This is a genomic window from Aquitalea sp. FG25 (genome assembly GCF_057809375.1).
Genome location: NZ_JBMDJV010000037.1, coordinates 1 through 15,873, shown reverse-complemented (window position 1 = coordinate 15,873; position 15,873 = coordinate 1). Strand labels below are relative to the sequence as shown.

Sequence of the window (15,873 nt, the reverse complement as noted above, 5' to 3'; positions counted from 1 at the left end):
GCACAAATGAGCAGCACGACTGAAACCACGCGAAAAGCCGACAAACCGATCACCCCACACCAGCTGAAGGTGTTCTACATCATGATGGGCGCGATTCTCACCTGGAGCTTCTTCAGCCATTTTGACCCGTTCGACTACTTTTCCCGCAAGAGCGATCGCCAGATTGCCGCCGAGCAGCAGCAAGCCAAGCAACACGCACAAACGCCCATGGTTAAACAGTAATGAAGATTCCTTTTCTGCCCAAAACACGGCAACAGTACAAGAAACTTGCAATCCTGGTTCTGGCGTTAACTGCGCTGGGTGCTGATATCTACCTGCATTTTTTTGCACATGACACAGCCCCGGACACCGTTAGCCCCCTCATCAAGGAAATGCGCGTCAAGAAAGAAGACTGGCGGGCAGAAAAGGATTTCTCCGTCCTACTGGCAGACATGCAGGCCGGTAAGGTCGGTGCTGTAGGGCTGACCCCCGAATACCTGATGGTTACTACCCGCGCCGGCACTCACTACCATGTGCAGGACGAAATGGGGCAGATCAGGTCTCTATTCGCCTCAGACTACAAGCGCACCCCAATCAGCTTTCCTGTGGCTGAAGTCTGGTTTGCATCGAGCAAGGGCGAGTCGTACTTCTACATCGCCATGCTAGGCCTGACCATGCTGTCTTCTGTGGGCATGATGCTCTTCCAGATGGGTTGGACCCCGAAACGCCCCTTCAGTAAGAAGCCACCGAAGTCCGTGCTTACCTTCAAGGATGTCATTGGTTGTGAAGAGGCCAAGCGCTCCTTCCTGGACATCGCCCACTGCCTGACCAAGCCTGAACGCCTGAAAGCCCTCGGTGGCAAAGCGCCCAAGGGCGTACTGCTTACCGGCCCTTCTGGTGTCGGCAAAACCCTTCTGGCCAAAGCGCTGGCCAGCGAGTGCGGCGTCAACTTCATCTACATCAACGGTAGCGAGTTTTCGTCCATGTTCTTCGGCATGGGCATCACAAAAGTACGGTCTACCTTCAAAGAAGCACGAAAGAAAGGCCCGTCCGTCCTGTTCATCGACGAAATCGATGGCCTGGGTGTTCGTAGCGGCGTTTCACGCACCCCGGGCGGTGGCGAGAACGAGAACAATCGCATCATCAACCAAGTGCTGACCGAGATGGATGGCTTTGAGGGCAGCGAGGGCGTCATTGTGATCGGAGCGACCAACAATCCGGACAATGTAGATCCTGCCCTGAAGCGTGATGGCCGGTTTGACCGGGTGATTCACGTTGGCCTGCCTGATGTCGATGAGCGCAAGGCCATGTTCGACCTCTACACCAGCAAGCTTGTGCTGGCAGACAGCGTAGACACCGAGCAGCTGGCTCGTATCTCCACGGGCATGACACCAGCAGCAATCGCCAACATCGCGAATCAATCCGCCCTGCTAGCCGCACGCGCTGAATCCACCTGTGTGAGCATGGCCAACCTGCTGGAAGCGCTCGAAACCAATCGCATGGGTGAAGCTTCCGACGGCAATGACCGCCTCAGTGATGAAGAGCGCAAGCGCCTGGCAGCACATGAGGCAGGCCATGCCGTCATTGCCGCAGACCTCGGCGTTGGCAAGGTCGAAAAAGTGACAATCCTTCAGCGTGGCAAGGCACTGGGCGTGACCCTCGTCACCCCGCCCGAATCTGCACTGCACACCGAGAAAGACCTGGAGAACCGCATCATGATGTTGCTGGCCGGCCGTGTAGCTGAGCGCCATATCATGGGTGACATCTCTTCCGGTGCATCCAGCGATATCGCCGAGGCTACTCGCCTTGCCTACAGCATGGTGGCCAACATGGGCATGGACAGTCACCAGTCGCCCATCAGCATCGAAACCATCGTGGCCATGGGCGTTGAAGTGAACACCAGCCACCTGATTCAGGATACCCGTGTAGCGCTGAGTACCCTCGAAAGCCACTGTTCTACCCGTCTGCGAGAACTGCGCTCCGCATTGAACGATGTGACCGCCCAGCTGCTGGACAAGGAAACCATCTCTGGCGAAGCCGTCTACATGGCGCTGGCCAATGCCTCTGCCGGCCCGGTTACCCATGCCCCCGTGCAGACCGACACCAGCAGCATCAATCCAGAATCCATCCTGGCATAACCTCTGAAGGCCATGAAAAATGACCAGTAACGGCGAATACATCCCTTTTGAGATTCACCCGGCGGCAATCCTGACGCTTATCAAAGAGCAAGCCGGCACCCTTGAGAAGGGCATCGGCGAGCTGGTCATGAACTCCATTGATGCCGGTGCCACCCGCATCGACATCACCCTGGACCCGGACACCCTGACACTCACCCTGGAGGATGACGGCCGTGGGTTCAATGGACGGGATGAAATCAACCGGTTCTTCAAGGTGTTTGGGACGCCGCACACCTCAGATGATGACGCGACATTCGGCAAATTCCGCATGGGGCGTGGCCAGATCATGGCTTTCGGGGCGTGTACCTGGCGCAGTGGTCCGTGGCGGATGCACGTTGACCTTGATCAGCCAGATGCGGCACATGGCTTCAACCTTCGCGAACTGGATGAACACCAGCCGGGGTGCCTGGTCACCGCAGTACTTACCGCGAAGAATGAGTTCCACCTCAGCAACCTTAATTACGCCATCTGGAAGATTCTGCGCCCGCAGGATTACTACATAGACGGCCCGTTGCACGAGATGGTGCAATTCGTCTCTGTCCCGGTATTTCTCAACGGTGAGCAGATCAACACACCAGCACAAGAACAAGTCTGGGAACTGGAAAATGACTATGCCTATTACCGGTTTGAGCGCAATGCGCATGCCAAACTGAAGATCTACAACCAAGGCGTTCTGGTGCAGGCCCTGGCATCGGATTACTTCGGCTGTGCTGGTGTGGTGATTTCGAAGTCTCGACTCAAGGTGAACCTGGCGCGCAATGAGGTTCTGGTGCATCAGTGCGAGAACTGGCGGCAAATTGCCCTTGGCATCAAGAACTTCTTTGCCATACGTGTCGGGAACGCGAAGAAACTTGAAGGCCATGAAGGTATTCGCCTCCTGCGAGATTTGCTGAACAAGGACATTCCCTTTACCTACCCGGTTCTACAAGCCATTAGGAAGATTCGCTTCATCCCTGATCTGCATGACAACCTGATCACCCCGGAAAGGTTTTTTAGCGGCCCCCAAAACTACACCGTCTACGATGGCAAGAGTCTGCTTACCGCTGAGCGCATCCAGTCATCGGGCGCGGCAACCGTACTGACCCGTACATTTCTCTCCATGGCGAACCTGTCTTGTGATGAAACGGGCGTGACCCGTCTTATCAGCAGACTTGCCAATCGACTGTCGTTCAGTGCGAGTGGCTACGTCGTAGATTTTAATGAACTGATGAAGGATTTTGACGGCACCAACGAGGACGTAGCACTTGAAAGCCTTACTCAGGAAGAACGGCTGGTGTTCGACTGCCTCAAGGCCGTGAACAAAGAGATAGCTGCCTGCGTCAACAGGCGTTGGGGCTATGAACGCACACTGTTGATCGGCAAGTCCGATGACATGGTCGCGTGGACTGATGGCGTCACCTACATCAAGTTCGACCGGCGCACACTGCAGAAATGCCGTCGCCGAGGCCCGTTGTATCTATGCCATGTCCTGGCCCATGAGTATGCCCACAAAGGCCCCAGTGCCGGTGAGCATGGCCATGACTTCGACTTCTTCAGGGACTTCCATAACAGCGTGATGGACCGGGACTTCGCCGGTGCCGTGGACTCGTTTTTCCGTCGCTACCTCTTGGGGCTGAGCAACTACAAGATCCTCCCGAGCGGCCCCATTGCCAAGCATGTCCGTCACATCTGCCAGTCTGCCGGGGGCATTCCGTCCGGGAGGCGCATCTATGCCAGCCAGCTACATGCCGCCCTGGAGGACAAGGGCTCTGGCGAATAGACACCACCAAACGACATAACTTGCATAAAACACAGGGCAAAACTGCAAGAAATGCAGATTCAGCATCCTCAAACACCGCCCTGAGGGCTGTCGAATGAGTAACGAGAGCGTTTTGGAACACGACTACATGCCATGGGCAGGCCTGGCTGTACTAATCCTTACGTACACCAGCATGAATGCGAGTTAACCCTTCCCCTCGATTCCTTGCTTTGAACACGAGACACCTGCCGCAATGACTTTCGATAACTTGATCCTTGAAGTACAGCTCACCAAGCCTTCCTCCATCATCCCAATGGCAGGCCTTGCCATGGTCAAAGAAAACGATCACGCGGAATTACTAGCCGCAACGGTTCGATGGAAGAACGCGGTTAGCGGAAAGCCGGGAAAGACACCGCAAGAGGAATTAGAAAGAAACTCTGACCGGCGCTTTTATGAAGACTGCCTGCGCTTTACCGAAGAAGGAAAACCAGTCTTTGACCCTGAGTTGTTGATTCGCTTCTTGCTGATGACCACGGAAGTCGCTGAGTTGATCTGCGTGACATGGAGCTATCTGGTTTTCATCGATCTATTGGAGCGAGGGCATATCAAACGCGAACTGAAGGAAGGCATTCTCTTCGAGTACCACCGGCACCTTGCTCTTGCAGAGAAAGCACCCAAGGTACTGGGAGTCTCCCACTTTACCGCCCCAAAACCGTATTTCGTCAATTAGCACCACCAGCACCAATCGCAAAGGACTCTACCATGACCAAACAAACTGCAGGCCAGCAAGAATACATGCCGTGTGAAGGCCTGCCGTTCCTGCCTGACGATGCCTGGAAAACGATGATTCCGGCGGAAGAACGCTGGGAGATTGGCGTGGGCATGGCCTCCCCTCAAACCCCGGAGCAGGCCCGGTTCAAGGCGAAGGACTGCGCTCAGTACGGTGACTTCCTGCTGTTCGGCGAAGACATCCCACTGGGTGACGTGCTCAAGGGCCGCGTGCTCTTCTTCAATGCGATTACCGGCTTGCCCCTGCATGTGTGCATTGCCTGGTCCTACTTCTCAGATGTCCGCGTACTTCATCTACTGCCTCAATGCGGTCTGGAAGGAGCCCCGACGAACATCGGGCCCTTGATTGACCGGGCATACACGACACATCTCACCCTCGTGCAGACCCTTTGTGCTGGTGTTGATATCCCCTTGCACTCGGCCGGCAACGGCACCGGTCCCCACGTTCTGCACTAAGCCTCTGCCAACACCAGCAGCTGTCGTTGCACGCACTTCACAAAAGGAAGATTCATGAGCAAACAAGTCCCGATCGAACACCAAAGCACATTCGCTGATCCGTGCGCGGGACTGCCAGAAATTCCGGACGAAGCATGGGTTTGCCTGATGATGGCCGAAGACAGATGGGAACTCGCCATGGGCTTCTATGAGGTTGATAGCCCCAGCGAAGAAGAGAACCAGAAGGCCGACCGTGAGAAGTTTGGGGAACTACTCGATTTTGATGAAAAACTGGGTGCCGAAGTGCTGATCATGAACAAGGCCAAGTACCTGTCAGCAGTCACCGGTATTCATGCAGGCATCTGCATCAGCTGGACGTACCGCTCAGAGACAAATTGCCTGAAACATATGGCCGAGGCCGGCGATGCCAATTTGCCCAGTGACCTAGCGCCAATCATTCACAACGCCTACAAGATGCACATCAACATCTACCAGACGCACTTTGCCAGTGATGACCTGGTGCTGTACCCGGAAGACCAAGCCCCGGCCTCTCGCGTGCTGCACTAAGCGCCTGGCGACACCAGCAATCCCTATTCAACGGACTACGCTCACTCCAACCCGGTAAACAGGCCTATTCGTAGAGTAGTGGGGAAATATCCTGCCAGAAGAAGTTCGGAAAACGTAATGACGTGAATGAAGTGTGGAAAGGGGAATCGAAAATGTGCAAGCGAATTCAAAGCGGATTGATTCTTGAACAGGATGACTACAGACCCGGCGACCAACCGCCCGCGGGATACCTTGCATGGCACGAATGGTCAGAAGTACAGCACAAAGCCGGGTTGCGTCAGAAGCAGTGCATACGCTGCGGTCTGTGGCGATACCCGCAGGAACTCAGCACAAACACGATTCAATGGACCGCACAGAGCCGTAAAGGGCCGGTAGAAGAGGTTTCTCCAGTCTGCCTCCAGTGCGTCGCAGTCAACGTTGCATCGCTATTGGAATGACAATCGGCTGGAGCTGCACCAGACATAGCTATTGCAAGTACTTCTCAATGCACTATCAATGGCGCACTAAGCCAGATATGGGCCTTCAGTGCGCCATATGTCACCCATTGGCCATGCTTCCACGCAGTGACTGAATCGCCTGAGTTCGAGTTAACGGATTTCGACGGCGATCCCGTATTTCTTGAAGAAATCACGAGCCCTCTTGGCTTCCCCACCCCTACATCTAATCCTCAAGTTTGATTCGACAAGAAGTCCACCAAGCCCAAGTTCCGCTCCCCAAGCCAAATGAACCAGACTTTCAGAAATCGTGACCTGATATGAGGAATTTGGTCGTGCACTGACATCGAGACTCAGCGTCTCCGTTTCTACCGCAACTGCTAACATATCCTCTGCCGCCTGACGGATGCCAATAATGTGACCAGCAATCTCAATACGATCGTTAGGCCCTGCAAATTGTTCGTACTCTTTCTTCACATGAAACTCCTAAAGCGATTTGCGATCCTGGTAACGTGCCCAGCACTGCGGCCAATATTTCGTGAACTTCCATCGGGCTATCAAACCCCGCTCGACGTAGCATTTCCCAAGCCATCTATCTCTGTGCCGCCTGAAAACGTGCGCCATCCCCTTCGTCCAAGAGGTCTGTGACGGCATCGGTAGGTGCACCGTTCAAGATATAACTGGCCTCGGTGGCGAGTGCGATCCGTTTGGCCTGGCACAGGTTCATGAATTGGTACTTCCCGTGGTTTACAAGTAGGGCTGCGATGGCATTAGCGAGAGGTGCTATCGCCCTTAGTGTCATTTTTGGCAGATTTTGCTGCTGCTTGACCTGCCATGTATGCGGCCCTGGCTTTCGACCCCGGAAGTCCTGCTGCGGGTCCAGCTTGCCCGGCTGGAAGCGTGGGGTGGTCATACCCAAGGAAGTAGGCCGCGCCGAGTCCCGTCAACCGGCTGGCCGGTGGTGTCTCCTTTAATGCGTGGTAAACCGCCTGCTGCTCTTTGTTCATGGTTAATCTTTCGAGGTCGATTAGACAACGGTGTCTGCCCACTGTTGCGCGTTGGTATCTGCAGCTTCACGAAGCACCACGGCGAGCCTAACAACGTCCTCTTGGACCACAGCATCTTCGGCGGGTAGCGGCATGCCCAAGATGTTGGCAGCTGCTTTTTGAGCCCACTCCTCTTTCGATGAGCCGGCGACCAGCATTTCTGATGGTGCATCGACAATCAAAAGGCCATGCTTCCGCAACTCGCGGATACCTTGAATCAGGGTTTCGATATTCATTTTCCTGGCTTTCCTTCTTTTTTTAGCGACCGGCAGGTGCTGGCTCCACCAGTTCCCGGGATTTATCAATGATTTGCCTGCTCACTGCTGCCGACAAAACCTGCAGCGATCAGAAGGCTTTTGCGTCTTACAGCTAAGGAAGAAAGCGGGCTACTTGGGTCCTGAAAATTCCGCTATTCGGCCGCATGGCCAGACCCGAAACGGGCCTGGTTGAATTGTCTAACGACACTGACAATGGCTTCAAACCGTTCCCGCAAGTCGGGAGGGCAAGACTGATCAAGCCCAACACCTATAGACATCAGGCAAAGGCTCAAGATATCGATGATCTCGGCCATATCGCTTTCTTTCACCAGCTGCTCAAGTGCCGCTACTTGCTCCTTCAGCGGTAGGTCAATCAACGAGGAGAGCATTTCCTCACTGCTAAATGATGGAAGTGACACCAAAATTCCTTTATCCGACTGATGGCTCTGGGGGGAAGTAGTCTTCCGCGTTGTCGCGCATGATGATTGCTTCGGGGACGTTCTGCCGGCGCAAGATTTCAATTCTCTGGCGAGGCGTCAGCTCCGACTTCCATTTTTCGTACTCAGCAAGGTCGAGGGCAGATGCGCCCATCATCTGCAGCATTCCTTCGAAGGATGTATCCATCACCATTTTGTTTGCCTCAGCTTTCTTCGGATCAGTAGTTGAGCGCTGCGGGCTGACGCCCAACGCTTCCGGTCAGTATTGAACCAGTCGGGATTAATGCTTGGAACGGCTGCATCTACATGCGCGGGAATGCAACGCCCTGGATTGTCACAGATGCGTCAGCAGAGTCTTGCTCGAACAGGCTGTTCAGCTGGTCGGGGCTAAACGCAGCGTAGCCAAGCTTGTCCATATTGATTGGCAGGCGATTAAGGTTGTTCGGCTATCGCCTTCAGCTTTAGTTTTGCGTCGAGTTCTGGCAAACCTGGCGCAGTCCAGTGCCCTCCTTTGCACTCCCCAATACGGCCCGATAGGGTGGCCTTAACCTGTCCATCTGCGCAACGCCCATTGAGTGATGCTATGTCTGCAGCCATATCTATCTGATCCATTTTGGAGCGCAGTTCTGCTTCAGCGATGCGCAGCTCCTCTGGCGAGTGTTTCGGAACCAGCCACCATGCACTGATGGCAATGCCAGCCATGGCACCGACAATGGCGACCACTGCAGATTTCATAGGAGATTTCGGTGCTTGAAGTATCATGGTCTTTTCTGATCTACCGTCACTCAATACCACGGCGTTTTAGTTCTGCGTTGATCTGCGCGGTTTGCACTTTATTGAGGACCGTCCATTCGTTGCTGGTCATCCATCCACGCTTCCAGACTGTCTCTCGGTAGTCAGGGTCGGCAAATCGTAGAACCCGCTGAACACGCTCAATGCCAAAATCAGCGAGTGGAATCTTGCGGAACCAGCCATTCCAGATCCACGCACCGGCAATTACCAGAAGAGATAGTACAAACCATCCCCAACGCCACGGGTCTTTTAAATTTGCGACGACATGTGCCGTAAGGTTCCCACCCTGGTCTAGCAGGGCAAGCAGAAGGCTCACTCCGACGCCCAACAGGGCCAAAGCAATAAATTTTTTCATGGCTCTTTTCTATCGGTGCCTTGCAAGTGTCCTGGTGGACGCCGCTTCAAACTGCTTTCCGCCGATTCGTTACTTTCCATTCATTCCTGCTTCCCAGTCGTTCAGGGTGGCCATGTCAGTATTTCCCGGGAATCAGTAGGTGAGCGCAGCGGGCCGTCCAGCCCAACGCTTCCGGTCGGTGTTGAACCAGTCAGGATTAATGCCGGCAATGGCTTCCACAGGAAGTGTAAATGCCCTGCCCTGGAGTGTCACAGTTGAGTCCGTACTGGCCTGTTCCATGATTTTGCTGATCTTGGCTGGGCTGAAAGCAGCGTATCCGAGCTTGTCCATTCCGATCACACCTTACTTTGATTACACAAAGAGTCTGCAATACGTTGTGCTAGTTCCGGGAAGCGGCTAAGCACCCAACTCAAGGAAGGCCGCAGCGGATTCAGCTTGCCTGCCTTCAATGCTCAGCATTTCTTCTCTGTATACTTCCCACAGAGCCAGCTACGCTTGCGCCTTTTCGAGAGTCATGGCCATTTTCCGGTCAGGATTCCAGCGGCATGATCATGTCGCGCCGCATCCATGCATTGCACCATTCGGCAGGTAAGCCTGTAACCTCGGCCATGAATTCCACACAGTCCTTTTCTACCCAGCAAGCGTAGCCGTTTGCTTGCTTGATGAAGTGTGGATAGGTCTGCTTGTCCTGGGCAACCACTTCAGGCTCAATGACATTATCAACGATGCCGATCAGGTGCATATAGCGCCAGATGGCCATCAGCAGCTTTTTACGGTCTTCCTGCGGCACATTACGTTCAAGGTAGTCATCCAGTTGACGAAGACTCATCTCTGTTCCCTTTCTCACTACGAATTCAGGCGCTTTGCCGATGGTAGGCGTTATCTGACTGAAACCGGCCAACCCGGCTTCGATCAAGCAACTCTAGTTGGTCGAACTAACCGAGGCAGCCTGCTTGCTCTTGACGACTTCTTCAAGAATTTGCATTTGCGTTTGATTGATTTGCGCCAGCTCCTTGATGACCAGCTTGTTCTGGATTACCTGCAGATACTCCAGCTTGCCGCCAGTGCAGGCCATAAGATTGCCATTATCGGAGGCCTCGATGCTGCCAGTCACTTTGCAGTCATCACCGCGTTGATGAGCTGCGGCGAAGGCCGTGAGCGGAGCAATCGTCAGTATGGCCAAAAGCAATTTTTTCATGTTGTTGTTCCCTTCAGTTGTTGGCGAAATTGCCTAAAATACTTTTCCGTTGGCTATTCGGGTATGCCAGTTATCTTGTGGCCGACCTTGAGAAGTACCTTTATCGCGATGAGGGTTACACAAGCTCCGATGAAATAACTTGTCGCAGTCCAACTTGGCGCGATTCGATTGAAAATCGAATGGACCTCCAGCAGGGAGAGTATCCAACCCAAAATAAAACCGATCTCAGCTAACGCAGATGCAACGATGAGAGCGACGACTCCCACGATGAGCCCTGGAATACGATCAGCGATTGGCATGCAATTTTTCATAATTTCTCCATGACTATTTCCCGGGGAGTCTTAGGCGTTGCCGGGCTTGTGAAGCAAAGCACCCAGCTCGGCTGCAGTAACGTCAAACAGCGCCTGCTTTAACACTTCGCGCAACTTGGCCAAGGCGATGGACTGGTCTACTTCGGCTTTCAGCCAAGTAACGACGACTGCCTTTTGCTCTGCATTGAGCTGGGCCATGTCGATCAGAACGTCAGCAGGCAGATCGGCTTCATTTACTGGATTTTCAAACAGGTGTGCGTAGCTCATTTAGTAGAATTTCTTGGGTTTCATGCAGATCACTATGTCTGTCATATTTACACGGGTTACCGATTAAACCGAGTATCCGTCTTTCTGGTGTCAAACAAGCAGCGGGCGAACCAACCACACATCTGGCTCCCAAATCGCCGCATGTTGCGATGCAAGAATGCCAGAAGCAAACATCGACAAACACAGGGCTATGATCCGTAGAAGTTCCCAATCTCTCGGGGCATAGGCGACCACGCCAGCGCCTATCGCGCCCATAAAAGCTAAAATCAGAGCGGGCTTACCGGATACACGCCATTTTCCGCTAAGGCTTTGTCTCACGTTATTTCCTTCAGTTTGATCCAAGGATTTCCCGTGGTTACAGTTCTTGCACCTACTGAGCAGGCATCACACCTTGGCGCGGGCATCAAACATACGCTTTTCGCCAGAATATTCATTCTTTTATCAACATATATCACAGATACCGGCTTGCGCAGCCTGCTACCTTTTATTTGTTGATCCAACTTCGATTGAAGCTACTGTTCGGCCATTGGTGGTTTTCAGGCGAATTTGTGACGGATGGGAAATCATCCCAGCACTCTCCTTTCCCACAACCAACATAGCGCAGGAGCCTGTTCTTTCATACGAGTCGATGGTTACAGCACTCAACAAGTCCGCATTTTTCAGTTCTTGATCTGGAGTGCTATCAGGGTTCGGAGATGTCACTTGGCGAGTAGATTTTTCAGTGCCGAACAGAATGATTGACACCCACATAAAACCAATTGCAATTGCAACGGCGAACTTCCCTGGCACACCTGCTTCTATACCCAAAACAGCGAGAAGAAAAGAGAGCAGGCCGAGGCCAATAATTCCAACAAAGGGCATATATGTTTCTCTCAAGGAAACTTGCCGTTATTTCGAAAGGACCTTCCGATAAATAAGATCGCTTCGATAGCGTCCTATACGTGGAGAATCACTACTCAGGCAGTGTGATCGTTACGTCACGCATTGCTACTACCGTGAGCACGTTTCTCTTTTTTGTCATCGTACTTTGCAGAACTGATGCTTCCGAACCAGTCAAATTGACATCCAGACCATCTTTGGTTGTCAGATGTTGCCAATTTATGTGACGATACCCATCCGCTTCCTTTACTACCCCAACCAGTGAAGATCCAGTCTTGAAGGTGCCGGTCTTTTCTGCCAGTGTGATGCACTTTACAACGTCACCTTCGGCAAGCTTCTCAATTTTTGCAGGCCAAGGCTTGCAGGAAAACGAACTACCCTTCATTACCATTCCACCCCCTGCATAGGCGCAGGCCGAGGACAAAACCACAGCTACCATCAGCATTTTTTTCATTGCTTCTTTCCCTTGTTCTTTGATTGGATTGCATATTCCGAGATTATCTGACTGAAACCGGCCAAACTGGCTTCGATCAAGCAACTCTATAATGCGACTCAACCCGTGCCGTCATGATGGCTTTTTGCCATTGCCTAGTGTCAGATTTTCGAAAGCTATAATCCCAACATCCGATGTCGGATCGTAGGTAAACTTCACACTGTCGCCGGGCATACTCAGGGCGAATTCATCACGAATTAATACAATGAAATCATAACGTGCGTAAGTTAGGTTAAATTTGTACGTCGTAGCATCACCCACAAGGCGAAACACATAATCCCCCCTCGATCAATTATAGGGTGAGGAGACACACCAATGCGTTCAATTTCACCCTCAATAACACGTTGTTGAGATACGGGTTGTTCACTACCACTTTTTGTTCTTTTAATTAGGCCAAAAATTCCCATTTTCTGTTCCTTTACACCCTGATGCCTACCCATTATGAACCCATCGACATGTCGCCGGTGGGCTGGCTGTTTTGAACACTCCTGTACTTTTCCTATATGGACTATTTGGTTGTGTGCCCACAGTATTCACAGACGCCACTCACTGGGTGAACGACCTCTTTCTCGTCACATTCAGTGCAATCGCTCCACTAAGGTTCATCCTGATCGCAACCAGTCAGTACCGTGATGCCTACCCGCTTGACCTCGTACATCTCCTTCAGTTGGTCGGTCCAACCTTCCATAAGCAGACCTTTTGCAATTCTCTTGCTTGAGGCAGAAACAACTGAGCGAACGCAAGAATTGTCGTCTATGGCAACTGCGGCATACCATTTGTTTTTCATAGAAAACCATTTTCATCTACTGGCTACGTCGGAAACACTACCTGGGCGCGATCTTTTTCGCTAATTCAACGTAACCAGACCCACATAGAGTTTTTGGCCAGCCCTCACAGCATCCTTCAACCATGCCATTGCAGACACCCGCTGAATGGTTGAGCTGCCATCACGCTGAGGGCAAGAAAGTTTGTTTATTTCTACAGCCCAGCCACCGTTAATGACCACAAGACTGGAAGAATAGGGTTTGTACTTCTTCACTGCGCCAAGGAGCATGCAATTGTTAGCAGTTTTAAGCTGAGCCAACGTACCTGCTTCTAGTGGCAGATTGACCATGGCTACGCTGTAACCAACATCCAACTGACTGTCTGCCATCACCACGCCTGAGCTAAGCATCAATACGGCAGCAACCGTGCAGATCGTTCTGAATTTCAATTGTTATCTCCCGTTGCCATTTCCCGTCCCTTAGTTGGAGCCTGAGTACCCGACGATATACACATTGCCGTTGTCGTTAAAGAAGCGGGTGCCTTTCGGGAGCACGCCACCATGAGACTTGGCATAGACACCCGAGGCTTTCGCGGCCACATTCTGCCAGTCAATGCAAGGGGAATCCGACTTCTCAACTGCGGCGCTTTTACCAGACCAAGCAGCAATGGCAAAAACGAGAGCCGCTGCAAGTACGGCATTCAGAATGAGGGAAGTTTTGTGTGTAATGGGAATTTTCCGATCCAATTCTGCGAGCCAGCAGAAATCCATGATGGCCATTCAGCTTGCAAACACCAGAAGCATAGGGTTGCAGTAACCCACATGTGATCCCCACCCCTTTTCATGGCCAATTTCATTCAGCTTGATCAGCTGATGGCCAAATAGTAAGCCCTAATTTCGTACTTGCAAGTTTTAGGGAAATTCATCCAATGCTGCGTGGCTGCATAAAGTACAAATCCCAACCAAGTAGATTGCACCCCTACCCCTCCAGCTGCCTGGCACAAACCAATGGCACACCCGGCCAATCGCACGATCAGCCCGATAACGATGTTGCGATGGTGCCTGCCTGTGCCGCCCAATAAAGAACCCCCGTCAGCAAAAGCCGCTCGGGGGTGGGGTCATGTTAACTATGCATCCATATCGATGTTGGCAATGAACTGTGCTGCCTCTTTGAATTCCTCATTGGAATCAAAAAGAGCATCATTCAATGCATCCCATTGGAAGGCCAGTTTCAGGACTTCGCCCTCGGGATGTTCATCCGGCATTTCGTCAGTATTGATGTCAACAATTGCATGGCCAAAGCCATCCAATGCGCCGAGAGAAGGCTCCATGCGGTAGCCCAGCGCAAGAAGCTTGGCGGCGATGTCAGCAATTACCTGACTACGCGGCTGCTTCGGGTCTGGAATGAAATCCGAGCCAGCAATGCAAACAAGACCTCCGGGGGGGGCGGAATGAAGGTTTCCGACGTTATGGAAAGAGGGTCAGCACAGGATCAATACCCGTTACCTTGCGGGCAGTCCAGCGTGACAATGGAATCCCAATGAAGAAGATAAACACCATTCCCCAAAGCGGCGTTAGCCCAATCCAAACCTCAATGGAAAATATCGCCATCCATACAGCGAACGCGGTGGCAACGGACAGGAGTGTTTTCACTGATAGCAACCTTTGTATGTAGAAATTAGCAGTGCCAAAGGGCCGCACACTTTCAGCCCTGGTAGGCGTCTCCATTCGATCCAGCTACCGGCCGGCCCGGGCGCACCTGGGCGCGATATTATCCGACTTATTTACGAAGTCCGTAAAAAATACCGGCACTAACACCCATTGCAGCACCAGTCGCAATAGCTGATGGCATGTGAAGCACATCCAGCACAAGTCCACCCACAAGACTGCCCGAGCAGAGTGCCAAGGCGACGCGCCAACGGTAAGTCCATGATGGCAACTTGGTTTCAACCATGATTAGTCCAACCTCGCGATTTTAGTTATTCGCCAGCGCGTCCACATCAGCGATGGCGCACGCGCATTCTTTTGCTGCACGGCTCTTCCAATGGCCACGATTCCACCTCACCCCGCCTGGGTTCCCTTTCAAGGCATAGGCCTCATGGTCCGTCACAATGTGAAGACACAGTGAGTACGCTTTTGCCATTCCTTGATCATTGAATTTCGGGTTGGCTTCACCCACGTCCTTGCTCGGATTGTGGTCAAGGTCTGCGATAGCATCCGCACACTGACTTGCAGCATCGGCATTCCAGTTGTTCCGGCTTCGCCTTGTGCTTGAGAGTTTCCCTTCGGACGCCCGACAGTGGTACTCGCACATGATCCGTAGGCAAATCGAATAAGCCTTTGCCAAACCCTGATCGGCAAACTCGCTGTTTGGCTTGATTGGCTCAGTTATGTCGAAGACGTGTCGCACGCGTATTTTCCGGTCAGTTCAGCGTTACCGGCTCAACCATCAATACCTTAACTTTTTCTCTGGGGTTCCGTACAACATCGGGGTTGTTGAAGTAGTTCCAGAACGTTTCGTAAGCAATCTCAACAGACTGGATCGATTCACAATCTTTGAAAAGGACATCTTCTTGGGTATCAACAACCTCCTCACGCGGAGCGGTGTAGCCGAAAGGTGAGGTGGTTAGGTCAACTGCAATGGAAGTTACTTTGAATTTCATGATGATTCCGTTATATAGATAAGGATGGAGAAATGATCATCCACCACTTTCTTTAATAGTCAATCTTGTGTCGTCCAACGTATCAACTTCTCTTGGCATTTGTATCTCTCGGCAAGCGCACGAGCTTCTTGTGACTTCAAGACTCTTATAGCCTGATCAGCGCCACCGCCCGTGAATATCAACTCATCACCGTTCGCAAAACAAACTTCCAATTGCTCCAAAATCATCTGCTTAAAACGGGTTTACGGATTTTCCTGTTGGTCGGGGCTAAATCTCACCGGCCTCGATCATCC

General features: G+C 52.3%; 26 protein-coding genes. 6 read left to right on the top strand and 20 right to left on the bottom strand.

Annotated features, from left to right (window positions below; genetic code table 11):
- The first annotated feature begins 6 nt into the window (after positions 1–6).
- From ACODR9_RS22615 to ACODR9_RS22590, 6 genes are all read left to right on the top strand, one after another.
- A complete protein-coding gene (locus tag ACODR9_RS22615) occupies positions 7–222 on the top strand; it encodes a hypothetical protein (protein ID WP_488812618.1) in 216 nt (71 codons plus the stop codon).
- The gene (locus tag ACODR9_RS22610; RefSeq protein WP_488812616.1) at positions 222–2,117 is read left to right on the top strand and encodes an AAA family ATPase; all 1,896 of its coding nucleotides are present in this window, start codon (positions 222–224) and stop codon (positions 2,115–2,117) included. The genes ACODR9_RS22615 and ACODR9_RS22610 overlap by 1 nt, the downstream gene beginning before the upstream one ends.
- Positions 2,118–2,136: 19 nt before the next feature.
- Positions 2,137–3,915, top strand: a complete 1,779-nt coding sequence (locus ACODR9_RS22605) for an ATP-binding protein (RefSeq protein WP_488812614.1) — start codon at positions 2,137–2,139, stop codon at positions 3,913–3,915.
- Between the two features lie 232 nt (positions 3,916–4,147).
- A complete protein-coding gene (locus ACODR9_RS22600) occupies positions 4,148–4,624 on the top strand; it encodes a hypothetical protein (RefSeq protein ID WP_488812612.1) in 477 nt (158 codons plus the stop codon).
- A gap of 32 nt (positions 4,625–4,656) precedes the next feature.
- Positions 4,657–5,139, top strand: coding sequence for a hypothetical protein (locus ACODR9_RS22595; protein ID WP_488812610.1), 483 nt, complete (start codon positions 4,657–4,659; stop codon positions 5,137–5,139).
- A gap of 54 nt (positions 5,140–5,193) precedes the next feature.
- On the top strand, positions 5,194–5,685 hold the full coding sequence (locus ACODR9_RS22590) for a hypothetical protein (protein WP_488812608.1): 492 nt from the start codon (positions 5,194–5,196) through the stop codon (positions 5,683–5,685).
- Positions 5,686–6,272: 587 nt separating this feature from the next.
- On the opposite strand, the gene ACODR9_RS22585 is transcribed toward ACODR9_RS22590, so the two are convergent.
- From ACODR9_RS22585 to ACODR9_RS22490, 20 genes are all read right to left on the bottom strand, one after another.
- Positions 6,273–6,596, bottom strand: a complete 324-nt coding sequence (locus ACODR9_RS22585) for a hypothetical protein (RefSeq protein ID WP_488812606.1) — start codon at positions 6,594–6,596, stop codon at positions 6,273–6,275.
- Positions 6,597–7,146: 550 nt separating this feature from the next.
- Complete coding sequence (locus tag ACODR9_RS22580) at positions 7,147–7,401, bottom strand: hypothetical protein (RefSeq protein WP_488812604.1); 255 nt, start codon at positions 7,399–7,401, stop codon at positions 7,147–7,149.
- Positions 7,402–7,574: 173 nt separating this feature from the next.
- Positions 7,575–7,841 carry a hypothetical protein gene (locus ACODR9_RS22575; RefSeq protein ID WP_488812603.1) on the bottom strand — a complete coding sequence of 89 codons (267 nt, stop codon included), beginning with the start codon at positions 7,839–7,841 and terminating at the stop codon, positions 7,575–7,577.
- Positions 7,842–7,851: 10 nt separating this feature from the next.
- On the bottom strand, positions 7,852–8,046 hold the full coding sequence (locus ACODR9_RS22570; protein WP_488812601.1) for a hypothetical protein: 195 nt from the start codon (positions 8,044–8,046) through the stop codon (positions 7,852–7,854).
- 245 nt (positions 8,047–8,291) lie between these two features.
- Positions 8,292–8,621, bottom strand: a complete 330-nt coding sequence (locus ACODR9_RS22565; RefSeq protein ID WP_488812599.1) for a hypothetical protein — start codon at positions 8,619–8,621, stop codon at positions 8,292–8,294.
- Positions 8,622–8,640: 19 nt separating this feature from the next.
- The gene (locus ACODR9_RS22560) at positions 8,641–9,006 is read right to left on the bottom strand and encodes a hypothetical protein (RefSeq protein ID WP_488812597.1); all 366 of its coding nucleotides are present in this window, start codon (positions 9,004–9,006) and stop codon (positions 8,641–8,643) included.
- 132 nt (positions 9,007–9,138) lie between these two features.
- Complete coding sequence (locus ACODR9_RS22555; RefSeq protein ID WP_488812595.1) at positions 9,139–9,336, bottom strand: hypothetical protein; 198 nt, start codon at positions 9,334–9,336, stop codon at positions 9,139–9,141.
- A gap of 199 nt (positions 9,337–9,535) precedes the next feature.
- Positions 9,536–9,835: a hypothetical protein gene (locus ACODR9_RS22550; RefSeq protein ID WP_488812593.1), complete on the bottom strand. Its 300-nt coding sequence runs from the start codon at positions 9,833–9,835 to the stop codon at positions 9,536–9,538.
- A gap of 93 nt (positions 9,836–9,928) precedes the next feature.
- Positions 9,929–10,204, bottom strand: a complete 276-nt coding sequence (locus ACODR9_RS22545; protein WP_488812591.1) for a hypothetical protein — start codon at positions 10,202–10,204, stop codon at positions 9,929–9,931.
- 53 nt (positions 10,205–10,257) lie between these two features.
- The gene (locus ACODR9_RS22540; protein ID WP_488812589.1) at positions 10,258–10,503 is read right to left on the bottom strand and encodes a hypothetical protein; all 246 of its coding nucleotides are present in this window, start codon (positions 10,501–10,503) and stop codon (positions 10,258–10,260) included.
- 42 nt (positions 10,504–10,545) lie between these two features.
- Positions 10,546–10,782: a hypothetical protein gene (locus tag ACODR9_RS22535; protein WP_488812587.1), complete on the bottom strand. Its 237-nt coding sequence runs from the start codon at positions 10,780–10,782 to the stop codon at positions 10,546–10,548.
- Between the two features lie 477 nt (positions 10,783–11,259).
- A complete protein-coding gene (locus tag ACODR9_RS22530) occupies positions 11,260–11,643 on the bottom strand; it encodes a hypothetical protein (RefSeq protein ID WP_488812585.1) in 384 nt (127 codons plus the stop codon).
- A gap of 91 nt (positions 11,644–11,734) precedes the next feature.
- Positions 11,735–12,115, bottom strand: coding sequence for a hypothetical protein (locus ACODR9_RS22525; RefSeq protein WP_488812583.1), 381 nt, complete (start codon positions 12,113–12,115; stop codon positions 11,735–11,737).
- A gap of 886 nt (positions 12,116–13,001) precedes the next feature.
- Positions 13,002–13,367, bottom strand: coding sequence for a hypothetical protein (locus ACODR9_RS22520; RefSeq protein WP_488812581.1), 366 nt, complete (start codon positions 13,365–13,367; stop codon positions 13,002–13,004).
- A gap of 30 nt (positions 13,368–13,397) precedes the next feature.
- On the bottom strand, positions 13,398–13,697 hold the full coding sequence (locus tag ACODR9_RS22515; RefSeq protein ID WP_488812580.1) for a hypothetical protein: 300 nt from the start codon (positions 13,695–13,697) through the stop codon (positions 13,398–13,400).
- Positions 13,698–14,044: 347 nt separating this feature from the next.
- A complete protein-coding gene (locus tag ACODR9_RS22510) occupies positions 14,045–14,248 on the bottom strand; it encodes a hypothetical protein (protein WP_488812578.1) in 204 nt (67 codons plus the stop codon).
- Between the two features lie 136 nt (positions 14,249–14,384).
- The gene (locus ACODR9_RS22505) at positions 14,385–14,570 is read right to left on the bottom strand and encodes a hypothetical protein (RefSeq protein ID WP_488812576.1); all 186 of its coding nucleotides are present in this window, start codon (positions 14,568–14,570) and stop codon (positions 14,385–14,387) included.
- Positions 14,571–14,697: 127 nt separating this feature from the next.
- Complete coding sequence (locus ACODR9_RS22500; protein ID WP_488812574.1) at positions 14,698–14,871, bottom strand: hypothetical protein; 174 nt, start codon at positions 14,869–14,871, stop codon at positions 14,698–14,700.
- Positions 14,872–14,892: 21 nt separating this feature from the next.
- Positions 14,893–15,327 (bottom strand): hypothetical protein, encoded by a 435-nt coding sequence (locus ACODR9_RS22495; protein WP_488812572.1) that lies wholly within the window; start codon positions 15,325–15,327, stop codon positions 14,893–14,895.
- A gap of 13 nt (positions 15,328–15,340) precedes the next feature.
- Positions 15,341–15,580 carry a hypothetical protein gene (locus tag ACODR9_RS22490; RefSeq protein ID WP_488812570.1) on the bottom strand — a complete coding sequence of 80 codons (240 nt, stop codon included), beginning with the start codon at positions 15,578–15,580 and terminating at the stop codon, positions 15,341–15,343.
- Between the last annotated feature and the right edge of the window lie 293 nt (positions 15,581–15,873).